Origin of the sequence: Dysosmobacter sp. Marseille-Q4140, from assembly GCA_018228705.1 — a bacterium.
Classification (GTDB): Bacteria; Bacillota; Clostridia; order Oscillospirales; family Oscillospiraceae; genus Oscillibacter.
In genome coordinates, this window is sequence record CP073694.1 from 2,209,554 (window position 1) to 2,231,095 (window position 21,542).

General features: G+C 63.9%; 19 protein-coding genes. 9 read left to right on the forward strand and 10 right to left on the reverse strand.

What is annotated here, in order from left to right:
• Nucleotides 1-95: 95 nt before the first annotated feature.
• From KFE19_11010 to KFE19_11035, 6 genes are all read right to left on the reverse strand, one after another.
• Entirely contained in the window at nt 96-1,592 is a 1,497-nt protein-coding gene (locus tag KFE19_11010) for a tripartite tricarboxylate transporter permease (protein ID QUO36941.1), read from the reverse strand.
• An 18-nt stretch (nt 1,593-1,610) separates the two neighbouring features.
• Entirely contained in the window at nt 1,611-2,075 is a 465-nt protein-coding gene (locus tag KFE19_11015; protein QUO36942.1) for a tripartite tricarboxylate transporter TctB family protein, read from the reverse strand.
• Nucleotides 2,076-2,142: 67 nt separating this feature from the next.
• Nucleotides 2,143-3,135, reverse strand: coding sequence for a tripartite tricarboxylate transporter substrate binding protein (locus KFE19_11020; protein QUO39601.1), 993 nt, complete (start codon nt 3,133-3,135; stop codon nt 2,143-2,145).
• Nucleotides 3,136-3,172: 37 nt separating this feature from the next.
• On the reverse strand, nt 3,173-4,156 hold the full coding sequence (locus tag KFE19_11025; GenBank protein ID QUO36943.1) for an MBL fold metallo-hydrolase: 984 nt from the start codon (nt 4,154-4,156) through the stop codon (nt 3,173-3,175).
• Between the two features lie 62 nt (nt 4,157-4,218).
• Nucleotides 4,219-5,214: a LacI family DNA-binding transcriptional regulator gene (locus KFE19_11030; GenBank protein ID QUO36944.1), complete on the reverse strand. Its 996-nt coding sequence runs from the start codon at nt 5,212-5,214 to the stop codon at nt 4,219-4,221.
• A gap of 292 nt (nt 5,215-5,506) precedes the next feature.
• Nucleotides 5,507-6,424, reverse strand: coding sequence for a LysR family transcriptional regulator (locus tag KFE19_11035; GenBank protein ID QUO36945.1), 918 nt, complete (start codon nt 6,422-6,424; stop codon nt 5,507-5,509).
• A gap of 265 nt (nt 6,425-6,689) precedes the next feature.
• On the opposite strand from KFE19_11035, the gene KFE19_11040 reads away from it, so the two are divergent.
• The 7 genes from KFE19_11040 (at nt 6,690) to KFE19_11070 (ending at nt 15,290) form a co-directional block, all read left to right on the forward strand.
• Nucleotides 6,690-8,006, forward strand: coding sequence for a GntP family permease (locus KFE19_11040; GenBank protein QUO36946.1), 1,317 nt, complete (start codon nt 6,690-6,692; stop codon nt 8,004-8,006).
• 53 nt (nt 8,007-8,059) lie between these two features.
• A complete protein-coding gene (locus KFE19_11045; protein ID QUO39602.1) occupies nt 8,060-9,022 on the forward strand; it encodes a pyruvate dehydrogenase (acetyl-transferring) E1 component subunit alpha in 963 nt (320 codons plus the stop codon).
• On the forward strand, nt 9,019-9,999 hold the full coding sequence (locus tag KFE19_11050) for an alpha-ketoacid dehydrogenase subunit beta (protein ID QUO36947.1): 981 nt from the start codon (nt 9,019-9,021) through the stop codon (nt 9,997-9,999). The genes KFE19_11045 and KFE19_11050 overlap by 4 nt, the downstream gene beginning before the upstream one ends.
• Nucleotides 10,000-10,012: 13 nt before the next feature.
• Complete coding sequence (locus KFE19_11055) at nt 10,013-11,242, forward strand: 2-oxo acid dehydrogenase subunit E2 (protein ID QUO36948.1); 1,230 nt, start codon at nt 10,013-10,015, stop codon at nt 11,240-11,242.
• A gap of 15 nt (nt 11,243-11,257) precedes the next feature.
• Entirely contained in the window at nt 11,258-12,985 is a 1,728-nt protein-coding gene (lpdA, locus tag KFE19_11060) for a dihydrolipoyl dehydrogenase (protein QUO36949.1), read from the forward strand.
• A 36-nt stretch (nt 12,986-13,021) separates the two neighbouring features.
• Entirely contained in the window at nt 13,022-13,909 is an 888-nt protein-coding gene (locus KFE19_11065) for a prephenate dehydrogenase/arogenate dehydrogenase family protein (protein ID QUO36950.1), read from the forward strand.
• Nucleotides 13,910-14,066: 157 nt separating this feature from the next.
• The gene (locus KFE19_11070; GenBank protein ID QUO36951.1) at nt 14,067-15,290 is read left to right on the forward strand and encodes a PatB family C-S lyase; all 1,224 of its coding nucleotides are present in this window, start codon (nt 14,067-14,069) and stop codon (nt 15,288-15,290) included.
• A gap of 122 nt (nt 15,291-15,412) precedes the next feature.
• Here the strand turns inward: KFE19_11070 and groL are convergent, their stop codons facing one another.
• The 4 genes from groL to KFE19_11090 form a co-directional block, all read right to left on the reverse strand.
• Nucleotides 15,413-17,038, reverse strand: coding sequence for a chaperonin GroEL (groL, locus tag KFE19_11075; protein QUO36952.1), 1,626 nt, complete (start codon nt 17,036-17,038; stop codon nt 15,413-15,415).
• Nucleotides 17,039-17,291: 253 nt separating this feature from the next.
• Complete coding sequence (locus KFE19_11080; protein QUO36953.1) at nt 17,292-17,576, reverse strand: co-chaperone GroES; 285 nt, start codon at nt 17,574-17,576, stop codon at nt 17,292-17,294.
• Between the two features lie 162 nt (nt 17,577-17,738).
• Nucleotides 17,739-18,665 carry a BmrU protein gene (locus KFE19_11085; protein ID QUO36954.1) on the reverse strand — a complete coding sequence of 309 codons (927 nt, stop codon included), beginning with the start codon at nt 18,663-18,665 and terminating at the stop codon, nt 17,739-17,741.
• 69 nt (nt 18,666-18,734) lie between these two features.
• The gene (locus tag KFE19_11090) at nt 18,735-19,844 is read right to left on the reverse strand and encodes a class I SAM-dependent RNA methyltransferase (protein QUO36955.1); all 1,110 of its coding nucleotides are present in this window, start codon (nt 19,842-19,844) and stop codon (nt 18,735-18,737) included.
• A gap of 219 nt (nt 19,845-20,063) precedes the next feature.
• Here KFE19_11090 and KFE19_11095 point away from each other — a divergent pair, with 219 nt between their 5' ends.
• Together KFE19_11095 and KFE19_11100 are read left to right on the forward strand one after the other, a co-directional pair.
• Nucleotides 20,064-20,513 carry an NfeD family protein gene (locus tag KFE19_11095; protein QUO39603.1) on the forward strand — a complete coding sequence of 150 codons (450 nt, stop codon included), beginning with the start codon at nt 20,064-20,066 and terminating at the stop codon, nt 20,511-20,513.
• Nucleotides 20,514-20,515: 2 nt separating this feature from the next.
• Nucleotides 20,516-21,466 (forward strand): SPFH/Band 7/PHB domain protein, encoded by a 951-nt coding sequence (locus KFE19_11100; protein QUO39604.1) that lies wholly within the window; start codon nt 20,516-20,518, stop codon nt 21,464-21,466.
• The last annotated feature ends 76 nt before the right edge of the window (nt 21,467-21,542 follow it).

The window sequence follows — 21,542 nt, forward strand, 5'->3', positions numbered from 1 at the left end:
GCAAAGCCCCCTTGCGCAGCGCGGGACTTCGAAACCATGATGAACCCCCGGGATCCAGAGGATCCCAGGGGTCCAGGTGTGGAGATGCGGGGCGCTTACGCCTGCTTGGCTTTGCTCCTTGCCTTGTAGTTCCGCCAGGCAAACAGCAGCACGGAACCCACGGCGATCAGGATGAAGGCGCAGCTGATGGGGCGGGTGAAGAAGATCTCGGCGCTGCCGCCGGAGACCACCATGGCCCGCCGGAAGTTCTTCTCGGCCAGGGGGCCCAGCACCATGCCCAGCAGGATGGGCACCAGCTGGAAGTCCATGCGGCGCAGGAAATAGGACACGATGCCGAAGATCAGGATGATGTAGATGTCATACACCCGGTTGTTGGTGGAGTAGGAGCCCGCAATGCAGAAGGTCAGCACGATGGGCGCCAGGATCTCATAGGGGATCCGGGTGATGTGGGCGTAAAAGCGGGTGAAGCCGCTGCCCAGGATGTACATAAACACGTTCACCACGATCAGGCCCAGCATGATGGCGTACAGTACGTTCCCGTGTTCAGAGAACAGCGTGGGGCCGGGCACCATGCCATGGAGCATGAAGGCGCCCATGAGGATGGCGGTGGACCCGTCACCGGGGACGCCCAGGGTCAGCATGGGGATCATGGTGGCGCCGCAGGCGCCGTTGTTGGCGGACTCGGAGGCCGCCACGCCCTCGATCTCGCCGTGGCCGAAGGTCTCCGGGTGCTTGGACAGCTGCTTGGTCTGGTTGTAGGCGATGAACGCCGCCAGGCCGCCGCCGGTGCCGGGCGTGGCGCCGATGATCACGCCGATCAGAGAGCCGATGGCAATGGGCTTGCGGCAGCGGCGGTACTCGTCCTTGGTGATCTTGTCCTTGGTGATGGCGGAGGCACTGATGGTCTTGTGGTCTGTCTTGGGGTTGTACTGGGACTTCATCAGGATCTCCGAGATGGCGAACAGGCCGATCAGGGCGATGATCAGGTCGATGCCGGCCATGAGCTTGCGCTGGCCGAAGATGAACCGGGCCGTGCCGCTGATGGCGTCCGTGCCCACCGTGGCCATGAACAGGCCGATGCACGCGCCGATCAGGCCCTTGAAGATGCTGTTGTTGGACACGCCGGCGATGACCGACAGGCCGAACACCGCCAGGGCGAAATACTCCGCGGGGCCGAACAGCAGGGTGATCTTGGCAATGGGGGGCGCCAGGAACAGCAGCGCCAGGGCGCTGATAAGACCGCCCACGGTGGAGGCATACAGCGCCATCTGCAGCGCCTTGAAAGCCTTGCCCTTGACGGTCATGGGATAGCCGTCAAAGAGCGTCGCCGCGTTGGCGGAGGTGCCGGGGGTGTTGATGAGAATGGCGGTGATGGACCCGCCGTAGGTGCCGCCGCAGTAGATGGCCAGCAGCATCAAAATCGCCATGGTGGGATCCATGCTGTACGTCAGCGGGATGCACAAAATCAGTCCCAGGTCTGAGGTCAGACCGGGGATGGCGCCCACCACGATGCCGATGGCCAGACCCAGGGGGATGACTAGGAAGTTCTGCCACTGGGCCAGAATCTCAAGCCCGCCTAAAAATTGTTCCACAAGCATTCTCCTTTCTCATCACGGCAGCGAGACATGGAGGAACACGGCGAACACATAGTACACCACGCCGACCATGGCAAGGGGGATCGCGTAATAATACCATTTGCGCGCGCCGAAGTAGATCATGATCGCGACCACCAGGATGACGGTCGAGAGGATGAAGCCCAACGGCTCCACGGCAAAGCAGTACGCCACCAGGAACAGCGCGTACAGGACGGAGCGCATCTCCTTGCGGAACCCCTCGGAGCGGAAGCTCTCCCGGGTGATGACCAGCTCTTTTTTCTCCCGGGCAAAGATCCCCTCCAGCAGCAGGCAGACGGCGAAGAGAAAAATCCCGCCGATGGCGATGCGGGGCAGGGTCTGGGCATTGATGGCGGTTTTTTCCATGGTCCGGATCTGGGAGGGGATCAGGAACCACATCACCGCACCCAAAATAGTGAACACAGTGCCGGAGATCATCTCCGTATTGTATTTGATCTTCATGTCGATGCACCTCCATGTTGAGGAAGGAGGCGCCCCATGCCCGATGCGACCATGGGGCGCCGAAGGATTACTGGATCAGGGGGATGTACTTGGTCATGGCCTCGGACTGAGCGTCCACCATGCTGAGGATCTCTTCAGAGCCGGCGTTCCACACGGCGTTGCCCATGCCCTCCATGAACTCCTGGAACTCGGGATCGGCGTAGACCTTCTGGATGAACTCCCGCAGGATCTCCTGCTTGCTCTCGTCCACGGTGGAGCGGACGGCGAAGTAGTCCATGCCGGTGAACTCCACGTCGATGCCCTGGTCCTTGAAGGAGTCGATGTGGCCGATGCCCTCCACGTCCAGGCCCTCGGGGATGAAGGTGCCCAGGCAGTTGAGGTCGCCGCTGATAACGTAGTCGCGGTAGGTCGGAGGAGAGCCGATGGCCACGTCCACGTGGCCGCCCATCAGGGCGTTGATGGCCTCCTGGCCGCCATCATAGACCACGGGCTCGGAGGGGATGTCCAGAATGGCGAACAGGGCGGAGATCATGGTGTAGCTGTCGTTGCCGGGACCGCCGGTGGTGGCGTAGGTGACGGTGTGTCCGGCGTTGGCGTAGTCCACCAGCTCCTGGATGTTGGTGATGCCGCTGGAGGCGTTGGCCAGGACCACGAACTCGGTGATGCGGATACCGGCCAGAGGCGTGATGTCGTCAATGGTGTAGTCCACGTCGATGAAGCTGGGGGTCAGGGAGAACAGGGGACCGTTGCAGCAGAACAGGGTATAGCCGTCGTCCGCCGCGTCCAGGAAGTCGTTCATGCCGATGGTGCCGGAGCCGCCGGTGTGGTTCTCCACGATCATGGGCACGCCCAGGTACTCCTGGCTGTAAGAGGCGATCTGTCGGGTGATGACGTCGGGACCGCCGCCCAGGCTCCAGGGCTGGATGATCGTGATTTCTTTCTCGGGCCAGGAGGCGTCAGCGGTCTGCTGGGCGTCCTGGGAGCCGCCGTCGGAGGCGGTGTCCTTGCCGCCGCAGGCCGCAAGGCTGAGGACCATGAGAAGGGCGAGAGCCAGAGACATCAGTTTCTTCATCGTGAATTCTCCTTTTTCTGAATTTTTATACTTTCACGAATTCCGGAATGATCCCACCGGAATCCATTGCCAGGGTGATGGCCTGGAATCCCTCGGGGCGGGAGAAATAGGGGGGGTATTCCCGCTCGTCGGAAAACAGGAACTGCGGGGCCCGCTCCGGCGGAAACAGGGCGGCCAGCCGCTGGTAGACCGCCGGGTTGGCGCTGTTGTAGCGCCGGTCGGAGGCGGAGGTGGTAATAACGAACGCCAAGGGCATATTCGCCATGAATTGTTCGGAAATTGAATCAATCTGACCGTGATGCGGCAATTTGAGAACGTTTACATTTTCGAGTAAAAATTTCGGGACCTGGGACCACTCCTTGGGACAGCTGTCCGCGGCGCTGAGCAGGACGTGTGTCCCCAATTCAAAGCGCAGCAGCAGGCTGGTCCGGTTGGACAGGGCATCCAGCCGTGTCAGACAGGCCGTGACGGCCGATGCATCCTCCCTTTGGCGATAGGCCTGCTCCACCAGGTCCATATAGTCGGACAGGACCTCCTCCTGCGGCGCCAGCACCCGCAGCCGGGCGTCACCGTCCAGGTCCAGGGTGTCCCCGGCCCGCACCACTGTGATGGGGATGTGCGCTTCCCGGGCCCGCAGCAGGATCCGCCGGTATGCATTCAGCGCGTTGGTGTAGAGCGGGACGCTCCGGGCGGCGCCGGCGGCAGGGGTCAGCTCGCAGCCGGCCAGGAAGGGCTCCACCGGGTAGGGCACGTAAATGCGGCCCACCTCTGTCTGCTCCAGAACGGCCTCCAGGCCGCAGACGTGGTCTTCGTGGATATGGGAGATCACCACGGCGTCCAGCTGCCGGATCCCCCGGGTCTTCAAATACGACGCCGCCCGGATCCGGTAGGGGTCCCCCTCAAATTCCGAGGGGAGGGCGCTTCCGCCGTCCAGCAGCAGCCGGAAGCGGTCGGAGGGTTCCACCAGGATCGCGTCGCCGTATCCCACGTTGATCACTGTAACGTGCATCCATTCACCTCTTTTCTGTCAAATAGCTTCTATCGGAATCCGGGGTCCCGGCGGCTTCGCCGTCAGGTGGTCCCCCGGATCACCAGCTCAGTTGGAATCTCGATCTGCGTCTCACGGATCTCCTCTCCGCCGATCAGGTCGAAGAGTTTCTGGGCCGCCAGGCGGCCCATCTGATCCACGTCGATCCGCACGGTGGTCAGCTCCGGCGCTACCACACGGCTGATAAAGCTGTCGTCAAAGCCGACGATGGCCAGGTCCTCGGGGATTCTCAGCCCCGCCCGGAAGGCCGCCTTCATGGCGCCGGCTGCGATGGTGTCGTTGGTACAGAAGAAGGCCGTGGGGCGGTCCGGCTGGCGCAGCAGCCGGGCTGCGGTCTCTTCGCTGTCCTCCAGGGTGGGATCCAGTTCCACCACGAACCGGGGATCTGCAGTGAGACCGTGATCAGACAGGGTCCGAAAGAACCCCTCCGCCCGGGCATCCCGGACCTGGGGAGAGAACCGGCCCGCCAGCAGGCCGATTTTGCGGTGGCCCCGCTCACACAGGTGGGCGGTGGCCAGGACGGCGCCGTGGTAGTGGTCCGCCGAGACACACAGCAGACCCTCCAGGTCCAGCCGGTTGTTTACCAGCACCACGGGGATGTTCTGCCTGCGGTAGGCCTCGATGGCCTGGAGGTCGGCCTCGCCGGCAAAGATCACGCCGTCCATGTGCTTTTTGATGCACACGTCGCCATTGGGCAGCCGGATGTCCTGACTGGTGGTGACGAAGAGGCTGTAATTACGGCGGGTCCCCTCCTGCATGGCCGCCTCCAGCAGCGGGGAGTAGAAGGGGTTCAAAATGGCGGGATACTGCTTTTCGTGGATGATAAAGGCGATGTTCTCCGTCTGCTGACGGACCATCGCTCTGGCGATGGCGTTTGGGGCGTAGTTCAGCTTTTTCGCCGCGGCGTATACCTTCTCCCGGGTCTTTTCGCTGACCGTCTCCGGCGAGGCGTAGGCTCGGGACACGGTGGCCTTGGAGTAGCCGCACAGCTTTGCCACATCAATGATCGTTGCTGCCATAGGGTTCTCCTAACGCTTTGAGAACGTTCTCATCTGTTGAGACCATCATAAATGGATATTGGAGGAAAAGTCAATATTGACTTTAAAAAAACGAATGATTTTGTATGATTAGACAAACGGGGCGGGAAATTTTCTACAATTTGGGCGATAAAGAAGCAAAAAACAGCCGTTTTTCTGTGCGGTGCCATAAGCGGGGTAAAGAAAAGGGGCGCCTGCTCTCACGCGCAGAGCAGACGCCCGGACCTGGTTTTGAAGCGGGCAGACCCGCGGCATGGCGCTCCGGCGGAGCAGTTCAGCATCCCTCACCAGAGGCTGCGGGGGATGCCGGGCAGGTCTGCCGGAGAAAGCGGATCAGCTCCCAGCCCAGCTTGGGCAGATACCGTCCCTTTTTCATAAAAATTCCTACGTCAAAGACCAGCGGCTCCTGAAAGGGGCGCAGGACCAGCCCCTCGCAACCGGGCACCCGCTGGCCCTCCACGGCGCTGATAATGCCCACGTGGCGGCAGGACCACACCAGGTTTACCATGCAGAGGATCTGGTTGTAATTGAGCACGATGTTGGGGGTGATCTGATACCGTTCAAATTCCTGGGTCATGACCCGGCACACCTTGGACTGCACGTCCATCATGATCAGCTTCTCCTGGGCCAGGAGCCGCAGGGGGATCCGCTCCAGCTCCGCCAGAGGGGAGTCGGGATGCAGCACCGCGTGGATCTCCGCCTTGACAATGGGGATCCGCTCGAAGTCCTCCGCGCCGGGTCCCTCGGGAAAACCATTGTAGGCCAGATCCAGCTGCTCGCTTCGCACCATCTCCACATGCTTGTTCATGGAGCCTTCGTCCAGATAGATCTGGGCCCGGGGATGCTGCTCGGTGAAGGTGGAGAAGATCCGGGGGACCAGGTCGGTGAAGGCGTGGGACATCCCCAGCCGCAGCCGCTGCTCTGCGGAGTTGGCAAGATCCTGCATGGCGTTCTCTGTCTCCGTGCACAGCCGCAGGATCCGCTGGGCCCAGACCATGAACTGCTCGCCCTCATAGGTAAAGGCCACCTTTTTGGAGTTGCGTACGATCAGCTTGGCGCCCAGCTCCGTCTCCAAAGCGCTGATGGCGCTGGAGATGGCCGGCTGGGAGACATAGAGGGCCTCGCTGGCCTTGGTGAAATTCTTATACCGATATACCGCGTTGAGATACTGGAGGTGCCGCAGATTGAACATTGCCGTACCCGCCTTTCCGGAATTTTCTTGACTAAAGAATAAGATAGAGTTATAAAAAAGTCAAGACGACCTTATGCTAGTGGATACTATGGATAAATTTTTCACAAGCCAACCATAAATTCTTGTTATTTATGGATAATTTATCGGTATTTTACTATAAGCTCGCCACGCTCTACAATACGACATAGGGAAATTGAATTCAAAAAGGAGGCATATCCCGAACCGGCGTGAGCCGGGACCAACAAAGATCGAAAGGAAGAGAGATATGATCGTACTGAGCGTGGTAGGAATTCTCCTGGCATTTGGCGTCCTGGTCTTTGCGGCGTACAAAAAAATCAGCATGTTCCTGGCGGCGGTCATTGCGGCGTCCCTGGTGGCGCTGTTCAGCGGCCTGCCGGTGGCGGCGTCCATGGTGGGTGCGGAGGGCCCCTTCCTGATCGGCATGAAGGACTTCGTGGGCAGCTGGCTGGTCATCTTCGCCATGGGTGCCCTGCTGGGCGCGCTGTATGACAAGAGCGGCGCCACCTGGCGCATCAGCAGCACCCTCATCAACAAGGCGGGCACCCAGTGGACCCTGCTGATCTACGTGCTGGTGGGCGGCCTCCTGGTCTACGGCGGCATCCAGGTCACTGTTATGATCTTCGTGCTGCTGCCCTTCGCCAAGATCCTCTTCCCCAAGGCGGGCATCCCCTGGTACTTGTTCCCCGGCATCACCGGCCTGGCCATCGCCACCTTTGCCATGGGCCAGATGCCCGGCAGTCTGCAGATGCAGAACATCATTCCCTCTCAGATCCTGGGCACGTCCCTGACCGCCGCCCCGGTGGAGGGCGTGCTGGCCACGCTGTTCATGGTGGTGTTCGGCGTGGGCTATCTCTCCTGGGAGGCCAAGAAGGGCCGGGATACCCCCGAGGCGGCCATTGAGCTCTATCAGGTCCAGGGCGGCACCCTGGACGAGGCGGAGCTGGAGGGGCGGGCCCCGGGCTTCTGGGTGTCCCTGATCCCCATGGTGGTGGCCTTCGTTCTCATCAACGGCGTGAAGGTGGAGCTGCTCTACGGTCTGGGCGCCGGCTGCGTGCTGTCGGTGCTGATGTTCTGGAAGTCCCTGGGCGGCCTCACCGGTATCCGGGACGTGGTGTCCGAGGGCTTCAACAACGGCATCTTCCCCTGCATCATCATCGCCTCCGTGGTGGGCGTGGGCAAGGTCATCTCCGCCACGGACGTGTTCGCCCTGATCCAGGGCAACATCATCAACCTGCCTCTGCCGGGCCTCCTGAAGGTGGCGGCCATCACCACCATCATCGCCGGCATCACCGGCTCCGCCTCCGGCGGTCTGACCATCGCCCTGGAGCTGTTCGGCGAGACCTTCATGTCCTGGGGCTACACCCCGGAGATCATCCACCGGGTGGCCTCCATCGCCTGCGGCGGCCTGGATACCCTGCCCTGGAACGGCACCGTGGTCATGCTGTTTGCCCTGTCCGGCGTGTCCTACAAGAAGGGCTACAAGCACGTGGCGGTGGAGACGGTGATCCTGCCGCTGCTGTCCCTGATCCCTGTGTTCCTTTACTATTCCATCACCCACTGAAGTAACGAGAAAGGTCGTGTGAAATCGTGGCAACCTATGAAAAAGACTTCCTGATGCAGCTCTACCGCACCATGGTCCGCATCCGCGCCTTTGAGGAGAAGGCCGCCGAGTGCTTCACCAAGGGAATGCTGGCGGGCAACATCCACCTGAGCATCGGGCAGGAGGCGGCGGAGGCCGGCGCCTTTGCGGCCATCGGTCCCCAGGACTACTTCACCTCCACCCACCGGGGCCACGGCCACGCCATTGCCCGGGGCGCGGACCCCAATCTGGCCATGGCGGAGCTGTTCGGCAAGGCCACCGGCTACTGCAAGGGCAAGGGCGGCTCCATGCACATCGCGGACATGGAGAAGATGAACCACCTGGGCGCCAACGGCATCGTGGGCGCGGGCCAGCCTATCTCCGCCGGCAGCGCCCTGGCCTCCAAGATCATGGGCGACGGCGCGGTCACCGTGGGGTGCTTCGGCGACGGCTCCACAAACGAGGGCTCCTTCCACGAGGCGCTGAACATGGCGGCCGCCTGGAAGCTGCCCCTGGTGTGGTTCATTGAGAACAACTGCTACGGCGTGTCCACGGAGATCCACCGGGTCACCAACACGCCGGACCTGGCCTCCCGTGCCGCGGCCTACGGCGTGCCCTACGCCGTAGTGGACGGCACCGACGCCACCGCAGTCTACGAGGCCATGGTCACCGCCATGGACCACGCCCGCTCCGGCCAGGGCCCCTACGTGGTGGAGGCCAAGGTGTACCGCTATCAGGGCCACTACTGCGGCGACCCGGCGGTATACCGGCCCAAGGAGTACATGGAGGAGGCCCTGGAAAAGGACGGCATCGAGAAGCTGGGCCGGCGCCTGCTGGACGCCGGTGCGACGGCGGAGGAGCTGGAGACCGTCAAGCAGGCGGCAGAGGAGGAGATGGCCGCGGCGGTGAAGTTCGCCGACGAGTCCCCCTATCCCGATCCTGCCACGGTGCTGGATGACATGTATGTGAGCGACAACGAAAGGTGTGTGGCGAGATGAGCAAGAAGATCACTGTCAGCAAGGCCATCGGCGAGGCTTTGCACGAGGAGATGCTCCGGGACGAGAAGGTCTTTATCATGGGCGAGGACATGGCGGTCATGGGCAACGTGTTCGCCATCACCAAGGGCTTCCTGGAGGAATTCGGCCCCAACCGGGTCATTGACACCCCCATTTCCGAGGAGGGCTTCGTGGGCATGGCCGTGGGCGCCGCTGTCCGCGGCATGCGGCCCGTGGTGGAACTGATGTACGACGACTTCGCCACCGAGTGCGCCGATCCCCTGTTCAACCAGGCCGCCAAGATCCGCTACATGACCGGCGGCCAGTGCAACGTGCCCATGGTCCTGCGGGCCCCCATGGGCGCCGGCCGCCGCAACGCCGGCCAGCACTCCCAGTCCCTGGAAAACTTCTTCTGCCACTTCCCGGGCTTGAAGGTGGTGGCCCCCTGCACCGCCAAGGACGCCAAGGGCATGCTGAAGGCCGCCATCCGGGACGACGACCCCGTCATTTTCCTGGAGCACAAGCTGCTCTACGCCCGCAAGGAGGAGATCCCCGAGGGCGAGTACGTGATCCCCCTGGGCCAGGCGGAGGTCAAGCGGGAGGGCACCGACCTGACCGTCATCACCTGGAGCCGGGAGGTGAACTTCTCTCTGGAGGCCGCGGAGACCCTGGCCGCCCAGGGCATCAGCGTGGAGGTCCTGGATCTGCGGAGCCTGGTGCCTCTGGACTGGGACGCCATCGTCCGCTCCGTGTCCAAGACCCACAACGTGGTCATCGTCTCCGAGGAGGTCAAGCGCGGCAGCTACGCCGGCGAACTCTCCGCCCAGATCGCCGAGGAGCTCTTCGACGAGCTGGACGCCCCGGTGGAGCGGGTATGCGGCCTGAACATCTGCTCGCCCTTCAGCCCGGTGCTGGAGGATCAGAACTTCCCCCACCCGGAGGACATCGTCCGGGCGGTCAAGCGGGTTCTGAACAAGTAAGGAGGGGACGAGCATGGCATATGAAGTGTTGATGCCCCAGCTGGGGCTGACCATGGAGGAGGGCACCGTCTCCAAGTGGCTCAAACAGGAGGGCGAGGCCGTGAAGGCCGGGGAGGCCATCCTGGAGATCACCACCGACAAGCTGACCAATGAGGTCCTCAGCGAGCACGACGGCGTCCTTTTGAAGATCGTGGCCCAGGAGGGGGAGGACATCCCCGTCAAGGGTCTGCTTGCTTACATCGGCCAGAGCGGCGAGGCCGTGGGCGGCGCCGCCCCGGATGCCGCACCCGCCGCACCCGCGGCTGCCCCTGCGGCTGCCGCGCCTGCCGCGCCCGCGCCTGCGGCCGCGCCCAACGGCGCCCGGATCCGCATCTCCCCCCTGGCCCGCAAGACTGCGGCCAAGCTGGGCGTGGACTACACGGCCCTCCGGGGCACCGGCCCCTCCGGCCGGATCGTCCAGCGGGATATCCTGGCCGCGGCCCAGGCCCAAAAGGAGACCGCTGCGGCCCCTGTGCCCGCGCCTGCGCCCGCCCCGGCGTCTGCTGGGCTGGAGCTGATGGAGGGCGACACCGTGACGAAGCTCACCGGCATGCGCAAGGTGGTGGCGGAGCGGATGTCCCGGTCCCACAGCGAGATCCCCTCCGTGACCCAGACCACCAAGGTGGACGTGACGGAGCTGATGCGGTTCCGCAAGCTCCTCCAGCAGGAGAGCGGCACCAAGTACTCCGTCAACGATCTGATCCTCAAGGCCGTTGCCAAGGTCCTGCGCCAGCACCCGGAGATCCTGGTCAGCTACGACGGCGGCCAGATGATCCAGCGGGCCCATGTGAATTTGGGCATGGCCGTGGCCCTGGACGCGGGGCTCATCGTCCCCGTGATCCGGGACGCCGACCGGCTGAGCCTGGACGCCCTGTCCGCCGCCGCCCGGGACCTGGCGGAGCGGGCCAAGAACAACCATCTCACGGCGGACGAGTACAAGGGCTCCACCTTCACCGTCTCCAACCTGGGTATGTTCGGCGTGGAGAGCTTCACGCCCATCATCAACCAGCCGGACGCCGGGATCCTGGGCGTGTGCGCCGTGGAGGACGAGCTGGTCATGGACGACGAGGGGACCATCTCCAAGCACCAGGTCATGCGGGTGTCCTTCACCTTTGACCACCGGCTGATCGACGGCGCCGTGGCGGCCAAGTTCGCCCTGGACCTGCGGGACCTGCTGCAGGCGCCCATGCGGATCCTGCTGTGACGGAGGGCGCGTGCAATGGCTTATGAACTGAAAATGCCCCAGCTGGGGCTGACCATGGAGGAGGGCACCGTCTCCAAGTGGCTCAAGCGGGAGGGCGACGCCGTGGCGGCCGGGGAGGCCGTCCTGGAGATCACCACCGACAAGCTGACCAACGAGGTCGCCAGCGAGCAGAGCGGCGTCCTTTTGAAGATCGTGGCCCGGGAGGGCGACGACGTGCCCGTAAAGGGCACCCTGGGCTGGATCGGCCAGAGCGGCGAGGCCGTGCCCGGCGCCGCGCCTGCCGCTTCTGCGGCGGCCCCTGCGCCCGCTGCGGTCTCTGCCGCGGCAGGACCCAAGACCGTCATCGTGGTGGGCGGCGGCCCCGGCGGCTACGTGGCCGCCATCCGCGCCGCCCAGCTGGGCGCCTCCGTCACCGTGGTGGAGAAGGAGCACCTGGGCGGCACCTGTTTGAACATCGGCTGCATCCCCACCAAGTGCCTGCTCCACAGCGCCGAGCTGATGGAGGACATCCGGACCCAGGGCAGGGAGATCGGCATTGAGGTGGAGGGTGTGAAGGTGAACTTCCCCCAGGTCATCGCCCACAAGAACGCCGTCTCCAAGCAGCTGACCGGCGGCATTGCCGCCCTGCTGAAGGCCAACAAGGTGGCGAAGATCGACGGCGAGGCCAGCTTCACCGCCCCGGGTAAACTGTCCGTGAAGAAGGCCGACGGCACCGTGGAGGCCATGACCGCCGACGCCATCATCGTGGCTACCGGCTCCGTCAACGCCGTGCCTCCCATCCCCGGCATCAAGGAAAACCCCAACTGCATCGACTCCACCGGCGCCCTGAGCCTGGAGGCCCTGCCCAAGTCCATGGTGGTCATCGGCGGCGGCGTCATCGGCCTGGAGCTGGCCTGCGCCTACGCCGCCTTCGGCACCAAGATCACGGTGGTGGAGGCCATGGACCACATGCTGCCCATGCTGGACGGGGAGCTTACCAAGATCGGTGTGGCCCACATGAAGAAGATGGGCATGGAGTTCAACCTGGAGTGCCCCGTGCAGTCCGTGGAGGCCTCCCCTGTGGGCGCCAAGGTCACTTGCCGGAACAAGGCCGGCGAGACCGTCAGCTTTGAGGCGGAGAAGGTCCTGGTGGCCATCGGCCGCAAGGCCAACACCGCCAGCCTGAACCTGGAGGCCGGCGGGCTGAACAACGACCGCGGCCGCATCCTGGTCAACGACAGGATGGAGACCAACGTCCCCGGCGTGTACGCCATCGGCGACTGCGTGTTCGGCCGCGCCCAGCTGGCCCACACCGCCAGCGCCATGGGCGAGGTGGCCGCTGAGAACATTATGGGCATGGATGCCAAGTACGACGAGTCCACCAACCCCACCTGCGTGTACATCGAGCCGGAGGCCGCCTCCGTGGGCCTCACCGAGGAGCAGGCCAAGGCCAAGGGCATCGACTACAAGGTGGGCAAGTTCCCCATGAGCGCCAACGGCAAGGCCCTGATCCTCAACGGCGGCGAGGGCCTGGTGAAGATCATCGCCGGGGCGGAGTACGGCGAGGTTTTGGGCATGCACATCATCGGGCCCCGGGCCACGGATCTCATCGCCGAGGGCGCCCTGGCCATCGGCGGAGAGATGACCCTGGACGAGATCATCGCCACCATCCACTCCCACCCCACCGTCACCGAGACCATGCGGGAGTGCGCCCTGGACGCCCTGGGCCGGGCGGTCCACATCCCGCCCCGGAAGAAGAAATAAGAGCCCCATTATCTTGACAACAGGAGGAACGCGAGCATGAAAACCATCGGATATCTGGGCCTGGGCGTCATGGGCTACGGCATGACGTCCAACCTGATCGATAAGAGCGGCGGCGATGTCTATGGCTACGACCCGGTGCCCGCCCTGCGGGAGCGGTTCGCCGCCCGGGGCGGCAAGGCCCTGGACCAGGCCCGGACCCTCTATGAGACCTGCGACATCATCTTCATGTGCCTGCCCACCAACGCCATCGTCAAGGCCACCATCACGGAGATCATGGAGATCGCCCGACCCGGGACCATTCTGGTGGACATGGGCTCCACCTCTCCCTACGTGATCCAGGACCTGCACAAGACCGCTCTGGAAAAGGGGTTCCATCTGCTGGACTCCCCCGTCAGCGGCGGCGAGATCGGCGCCAACGGCGGCTCCCTGGTCATCATGTGCGGCGGCGAGCGGGAGGTCTTTGAGACCGTGAAGCCCTATTTGCAGATGATGGGCAAGACCGTGACCTACATGGGGCCCTCCGGCTGCGGCAGCACCGCCAAGGTGGCCAACAACATGATGGTGGGCATCCACCTGCTGGCCATGGGCGAGGCCTTCGCCTTTGCCAAGAAGGCGGGCCTGGATCCCCAGACCCTCTTCGACGCCATCAAGGGCGGCTTTGCCCAGAGCGCCGTTATGGACGTGAAGGTGCCCAAGACCCTCAGCCGGGACTTCTCCGCCAGCGCCCGCATCGCCGTCCACCTCAAGGACGTGAACAACGCCATGGAGCTGGCCGGCCATCTGGGCGTGGATCTGCCCATGACCAAAATCGTCAAGGAGCAGATGGACTGGATGGATGCCCACGGCATGATCGACGAGGATCAGTGCGCCCTGGTGAAGTACTACGAGGACGCCATGGGCGTGGAGATCCGGTCCGACCGGTGATCTGATCAGCAACCGCCCCGCCTGTCAGGCCCCGCGCCCGGCAGGCGGGGCGATTTTTTGCCCCGGCGGGGCCGGACCGTTTGACGGATGACGCCGCCGCTGGTACAATCAATAGAGAAAAAACACGCGGACAGACCGCGATGGGAGGGACCGCACCATGTATGATTTTGACGAGATCATCGACCGCCGCCACACCAATGCCCTGAATACCGACGGCTTCCGGGACTACATCTTCCACGCCGACGACTCCATGACCTTCCCCTACAAGGACGAGGAGTTCATCCGCATGTGGGTGGCCGACATGGAGTTCGCCACTCCGGACGTGGTGATCGACGGCATCCGCCGCCGTCTGGACCGGCGGATCTTCGGCTACACCCGGGTGTTTGAGGACGCCTATTACCAGGCATTCGCCGCCTGGTGCCGCCGCCGCTACGGCTGGGACTTCCCCAGGGAGCAGCTGGTCATGTCCAACGGCATCATCCCGGCGCTGTATGAGCTGGTGGAGTACATCAGCGCGCCGGACGAGCAGGTGCTGTTCCTGACGCCCTCCTACGCCTATTTCAAGTACGCTGCCGACCACAACCACCGCAGCTGCGTGTGCTGCGACCTGGTCCGGGCAGAGGACGGCAGTTATGCCGTGGACTTTGACGATCTGGAGCGAAAGGCCGCGGATCCCAGGACCACGCTGTTCATCTTCTGCAATCCCCACAACCCCACCGGCCGGGTCTGGCGGCGGGAGGAGCTGGAGCGGATCGCCGCCATCGCGGAGCGGTACGGCCTGTGGGTGATCTCCGACGAGATCCACTGCGACCTGACCCGGTCCCACCTGACCCACACGCCCATGGGCAAGGTCATGGCCGACTACGGGCGGCTCGTCACCTGTATGGCCCCCAGCAAGACCTTCAACATGGCGGGCCTCATGATCTCCAACGTCCTCATCCGGGACGAGGGCCTCCGGGCCAAGTGGCTCAGCCGCCACTACAACTTTGACAACCCCCTCAGCATCGCCGCCGCCCAGGCGGCCTACGAGGAGGGGGAGCCCTGGCTGAAGGAACTCCAGGCCTATCTGGACGAAAACTTCGTCTTCACCGGGAAGTACCTGGCGGAGCACCTGCCCCGGGCCGGATACCGGATCTCCGAGGCCACGTATCTGGCCTGGGTGGACCTGAGTGCGTACTTCCGGCCGGAGGAGTCCCTGACCATGTTCTTCGCCTACGAGGCGGGGGTGCTGCTGGAGGGCGGGAACATGTTCGTCCAGAACTCCGACTGCTTCATCCGGCTGAACCTGGCCTGCCCCCGCTCCATTCTGGAGGAGGGCCTGCGCCGCATCTGCGAGGCGGTCAACACCAGGCACCGGGAGCCGTACCTGCGCAAGGCATGAGCGGTTCCGGCCGTCATATTACGGAACAAGGCCCGGCGCCCCACAATGGGGCGCCGGGCCTTGCTGTCTGGTCAAAAAATTCCCCGCAGGCCATTGGCCTGCGGGGAATGGAAAGTACTTGCTTAGTACATGCCGCCCATGTCGGGAGCAGCGGGAGCGGGTGCGGGGGGCTCGGGCTTGTCGGCCACCAGGGACTCGGTGGTCAGCACCATGGCGGAGACGCTGGCGGCGTTCTCCAGGGCGCTGCGGGTCACCTTGGCGGGGTCGATGATGCCGGAGGACACCATGTCGCAGTACTCCTCCTTGTAGGCGTCGAAGCCGTAGCCGTTCTTGCCGGAGGAGCGGACCTTCTCCAGGATCACGGAGCCGTCCAGGCCGGCGTTGGCGGCGATCTGACGGATGGGGGCCTCCAGGGCCTTGGCGATGATCTGGACGCCGGTCTTCTCGTCGCCCTCCACGGTGCTCAGCAGAGCCTCCACGGCGGGGATCACGTTGACGAAGATGGTGCCGCCGCCGGCGACAACGCCCTCCTCAACAGCGGCGCGGGTGGCGTTCAGGGCGTCCTCGATGCGCAGCTTCTTCTCCTTCATCTCGGTCTCGGTAGCGGCGCCGACCTTGATGACGGCCACACCGCCGGCCAGCTTGGCCAGGCGCTCCTGCAGCTTCTCCTTGTCGTAGTCGCTGGTGGTGACGGCGATCTGGGAGCGGATCTGAGCGACCCGGTCCTTGATGGCCTGGGAATCGCCGGCGCCGTCGACGATGGTGGTGTTCTCCTTGGTGACCTTCACCTGACGGGCACGGCCCAGCATGTCGATGGTGGCGGTCTTGAGCTCCAGACCGACCTCCTCGCTGATGACGGTGCCGCCGGTCAGGGTGGCGATATCCTGCAGCATCTCCTTGCGGCGGTCGCCGAAGCCGGGGGCCTTGACGCACACCACGGTCAGGGTGCCGCGCAGACGGTTGACGATCAGGGTGCTGAGGGCCTCGCCCTCCACATCCTCGGCAATGATCATCAGCTTCTTGCCGGCCTGGACCAGCTGCTCCAGGATGGGCAGGATGTCGGAGATGACGGAGATCTTCTTGTCGGTGATCAGGATATAGGGATCGTCCAGAACGGCCTCCATCTTCTCAGTGTCGGTGACCATGTAGGGGGTGATGTAGCCCCGGTCGAACTGCATGCCCTCGACGACCTCGGAATAGGTCTCGGCGGTCTTGGACTCCTCGATGGTGATGACACCGTCGGCGCTGACCTTCTCCATGGCGTCGGCGATCAGGGTGCCGATGGCCTCATCACCGCTGGAGACGGCGCCGACACGGGCGATGTCCTTGGAACCGTCCACGGTCTTGGCCTGCTTCTTGACCTCGGCCACGGCGGCCTCCACGGCCTTGGCCATGCCCTTCTTCACCACGATGGGATTGGCACCGGCGGCCAGGTTCTTCAGACCCTCGTGGATCATGGCCTGGGCCAGCAGGGTGGCGGTGGTGGTGCCGTCGCCGGCCACGTCGTTGGTCTTGGTGGAGACTTCCTTCACCAGCTGGGCGCCCATGTTCTCAAAGGGATCGTCCAGTTCGATCTCCTTGGCGATGGTCACGCCGTCGTTGGTGATCAGGGGAGCGCCGTACTTCTTGTCCAGGACCACGTTGCGGCCCTTGGGGCCCAGGGTGATCTTGACGGTATCGGCCAGAGAGTTGACGCCGGCTTCCAGAGCCTTGCGGGCCTCGTCGCCGCGCTTGATGAGCTTAGACATGATAATCAAACCTCCAATTTGAAGATGAGTTTACGTTTTACAGCGGCCCCCGGAAGAGGGCCAGGGGCAACCTCCGGTTTCCCCGGTTGATTTGCCGGAGGCAAATCAAGAAAATGAGATCATTTTCGCCGGGGCGTGTACCTGGCGAAAATACCCCGACCCGCGCGTCCGGGGGACGCGCACACCAGTGACCGACGTCACTGGTGAGGGGGGATTTAAAGGGGGGACGCAGTCCCCTCTTTAAGACCGAAGGTCATTCGACGATGGCCAGAATGTCGTTCTGACGGACGACCACGTACTCCACGTCCTCCAGGGTGACCTTGGTGCCGGCGTACTGGCTGGTGATGACCTTGTCGCCGGGCTTCACGGTCATGACCACGTCCTTGCCGTCCACGTTACCGCCGGGGCCCACGGAGATGACTTCGGCCACGGAGGGCTTTTCCTTGGCGGAGCCGGTGAGGATGATGCCGCCCTTGGTGGTCTCCTCGGTCTCCACCATCTTCAGGATGACACGGTCTGCAAGCGGAGTGAGTTTCATGTTGGGTTCCTCCTTATAGTTATCAAAAAGTTAAACGAAATTCAGCGTTAGCACTCAACTCTCTCGAGTGCTAACGCTGTTATCATAGTACAGTCTATCCGGTTTGTAAAGGGGAAAATTCACAAAAGTTATGAAGAATTTGTAAATCCTCCCAAAGGAGGCTCACCGGGCGGTGGCGTTGGGATCGCAGCCCTTGGGGCCGAAGAAGTTCAGCCGTTTGTCCGCCAGGCGCATGGTCACCTCCCGGGACCGGAAGCACTCCCCGTCCAGGCACGTGACGATGTCCGCTCCGGGGGACAGGATGCGCACCTCCCGGGCGTCGGAGATCCGGGCCAGCCGGGGCAGCCGGTCGGCGTTTCCGGCGGAGTAGGCCCCGAAGAGCCGGGCAAAGGTGGCGCGGCTGACGCTGCGGACCAAAATGGTGTGGAGCTTGCCGTCGTCCATCCGGGCAACGGGGACGGGGGTGGAACCGCCGCCGTAGTACCGGCCGTTGCACATGGAGATCAGGGCGTAGTCCCCCTCCAGCCGCTCCTGGTCCAGAAAGACCGTCCAGCGGTGGCCGAGCCGGCGGAACAGGAAGTTCACCGCCACGGAAACCAGGTAGCTGCCCCGGCCGCTGAGCAGGGGGGAGGACCCCAGCTGGTGGACGCTCTCGGCCACCTGGGCGTCGATGCCGTTGCAGGCGATGGTCAGGCAGTACCGGCCGTTGCAGTCGATGAGGTCCAGGGGAAACTGGTCCCCGTCCCAGAGGTTTTCCGCGTCGGCGAACTTGGTCATGTTGGCGCCGAAGTTCTTGAGAAAGTCGTTACCGGTGCCGGCGGGGATGCAGGTCATGGCGGCGTTGGAAAAGCCCGCCAGGCCGTTGGCAACCTCGTGGATGGTGCCGTCGCCGCCGCAGGCATAAAAGCGCAGGGGCTCCCCGCTCTCCGCCAGACGGCGGGCCATCTCCGTTGCGCCGCCGGGCCGGTCCGTCAGCAGGCACTGGCACTCCAGGCCGTGGGCTGTCCGCAGCCGGTCCGCCATGGCGTAGATCCGGGTGGTCTGGTCGCGTTTTCCGGCGGCGGGGTTGATGATGAAGATGTGGCGCATGGATACACCACCTTTTTTCAGGTTAGGAGTCATGCGTGGAGAGAACGTCCCTCTCTGCCTGTTTCGCGGTTATTTGCCGTACATGAACAGGTCGCACTTGATCATGCCGTTGTAGAGCTTGCGCTTCTTGTCCGCGGCGCGGCCAAAGCACTGCTCGAACTCCGTGTGGGACGAGAGGATCAGGATGCGCCATTTGGGCGGCATCTGGGCCATGGACCGGCCGAACGCCCGGTACAGCTCCCCGGCCTCCTGCTTTTCCAGCAGCCGCTCGCCGTAGGGCGGGTTGGTCACCAGCTGGCCGTATTCGCTGTCGCGGTGGAATTTGGCGGCGTCGGCCACCTCAAAGCGGATGCAGTCGTCCACCCCGGCCAGGGCCGCGTTGTGGCCAGACAGCTCCACCGCCGCCGGGTCGATGTCCCCGCCCCAGATGTCGTAGGTGCCGTGGAACTCCTTGTCCTGAGCCTCGTCGGCGGCGTCCATCCAGAGCCTGCTGTCCATGTTCTTCCACTTCTGGGCGGCGAAGCGCCGGTCCAGGCCCGGGGCCCGGTTCTTGGCAATCAGCGCCGCCTCGATGGGGATGGTGCCGCTTCCGCAGAAGGGGTCGCAGAAGGGGTCCTTCCCCCGGTAGCGGGACAGCAGCACCAGCGCCGCCGCCAGGGTCTCCCGCAGGGGCGCGCCCATGTTCCTGGCCCGGTAGCCCCGCTTGTACAGCCCCTCGCCGGAGGTGTCCAGATACAGCGTGGCGGTGTCCTTGATGATGGAGAACTGGATCTGATAGCGGCTGCCGGTCTCCGGCAGGGTCTCCAGCCCGTAGGCGCCGCCCAGCCGCCTGGCGGCGGCCTTCTTCACGATGGCCTGGCAGGCGGGCACCGAGTGGAGAGTGGAGTTCAGGGAGTAGCCCTTCACTGGGAACTCCCCGTCCCGGGGGATGAAGTCCTCCCAGGGCAGGGCGGCCGTCCCCTGGAACAGCGCCTCGAAGTCCGGGGCCGGGAAGGACCCCAGCTCCATCAGCACCCGCGCGCCGCAGCGCAGGCCGATGTTCAGCCGGGCGATGTCGGCCATGGTGCCGGTGCAGTGGACCCGGCCGTTCTCCGCCCGGACCTCCGCAAGGCCCATCCGCCGCATTTCCTCCGCCACCAGGCTCTCCAGCCCCAAAAGACACGGGACCGTCAACGTCATGGCGCCCGCCTCCTTCCTAAAGAAACGATTTCATATAGGAGCAGTATAGCAGGAAAAACGCCCCGGCGCAATGCACATATGATCGACCAGGGATTGTTACCAAAATGAAATAGCTTTTGCGGCGGCGCTGTGGTACACTGTTGCCAAACACAAGGATTGCCCGCGGACCGCGGGACGAGAGGAGGCGTTTTTTTGAGCGGATTTTTGCAGAGTATTGACCTGCCGGTGTGGCTGTGGCTGATCGCGCTGGTGGTGTTCGCGGTGGTGGAGGCCGCCACGGCGGGACTGGTGTGCATCTGGTTCGCCGTGGGCGCCCTGGCGGCGCTGCTGGCGGGCCTGTTCGGCGCCGGCATCCTGGTGCAGGTGGTGGTGTTTGCCGTGGTGTCCGCCGCGGCCCTGGCTGCCACCCGGCCCCTGGTGCGGCGCATGACCGCCGGAAAGGCCGTGGCCACCAACGCCGACCGTGTGCTGGGCGCCGCCGCCAAGGTGACGGAGACCATCGACAATGAAAACTCCCGGGGCGCCGTCTATGTGGACGGCAAGACCTGGACCGCCCGCAGCGCCGACGGCAGCGTGATCCATGCCGGAGAGCGGGTGGAGGTAACGGCCATGGAGGGCGTGAAGCTCTTTGTGAAATTATGTGAAAAGACGGAGGGTGCGAAGGTATGAACATGGGAAATCTCATCAGCGTCGCGGTAGTCGTGATCCTGGTGCTGCTGGTGCTGGTGCTGCTGATCAGCAACATCCACATCGTCCAGCAGTCCCGGGCCTATGTGGTGGAGCGCCTGGGTGCCTTCCACACAGTGTGGAACGTGGGCCTTCACTTCAAGGTGCCCTTTATCATGCGGGTGGCCAAGAAGGTGTCCTTGAAGGAACAGGTGGCGGACTTTGCTCCCCAGCCGGTCATCACCAAGGACAACGTCACCATGCAGATCGACACCGTCATCTACTTCCAGATCACGGACCCCAAGCTGTATACCTACGGCGTGGAGCACCCCATGAACGCCATTGAGAACCTGACCGCCACCACCCTGCGCAACATCATCGGCGACATGGAGCTGGACCAGTCCCTGACCAGCCGCGACACCATCAACACCCGGATGCGGGCCATCCTGGACGAGGCCACGGACCCCTGGGGCATCAAGGTCAACCGGGTGGAGCTGAAGAACATCATCCCGCCCAAGGAGATCCAGAACGCCATGGAGAAGCAGATGAAGGCGGAGCGGGAGCGCCGCGAGTCCATCCTCCAGGCTGAGGGCACCAAGCAGTCCCAGATCCTGGTGGCCGAGGGTGAAAAGCAGTCCGCCATTTTGAAGGCCGACGCCGCCAAGCAGGCCGCCATCCTGAAGGCCCAGGGCGAGAAGGAGGCCCGCATCATGGCCGCCGAGGCCGAGGCCCAGGCCATCATGCAGGTCCAGCAGGCCCTGGCCGACTCCCTGAAGCTGCTGAACGAGGCCGCCCCCAACAATCAGGTAGTCAAGCTGAAAGCCCTGGAGACCATGCAGAAGATGGCCGACGGCAAGGCCACCAAGATCATCATTCCCAGCGAGCTCCAGGGACTGGCGGGCCTTGCCGCCAGCGCCAAGGCCGTGTTTGAAAGCGAGGAGCCCAAGGCACAGTGAATCCATCCGGCAGCAAAGGGCCGCCCCATGCGGGGCGGCCTTTTTTTGCAGACCTCGTGAGGCGGCATAGGGGAAT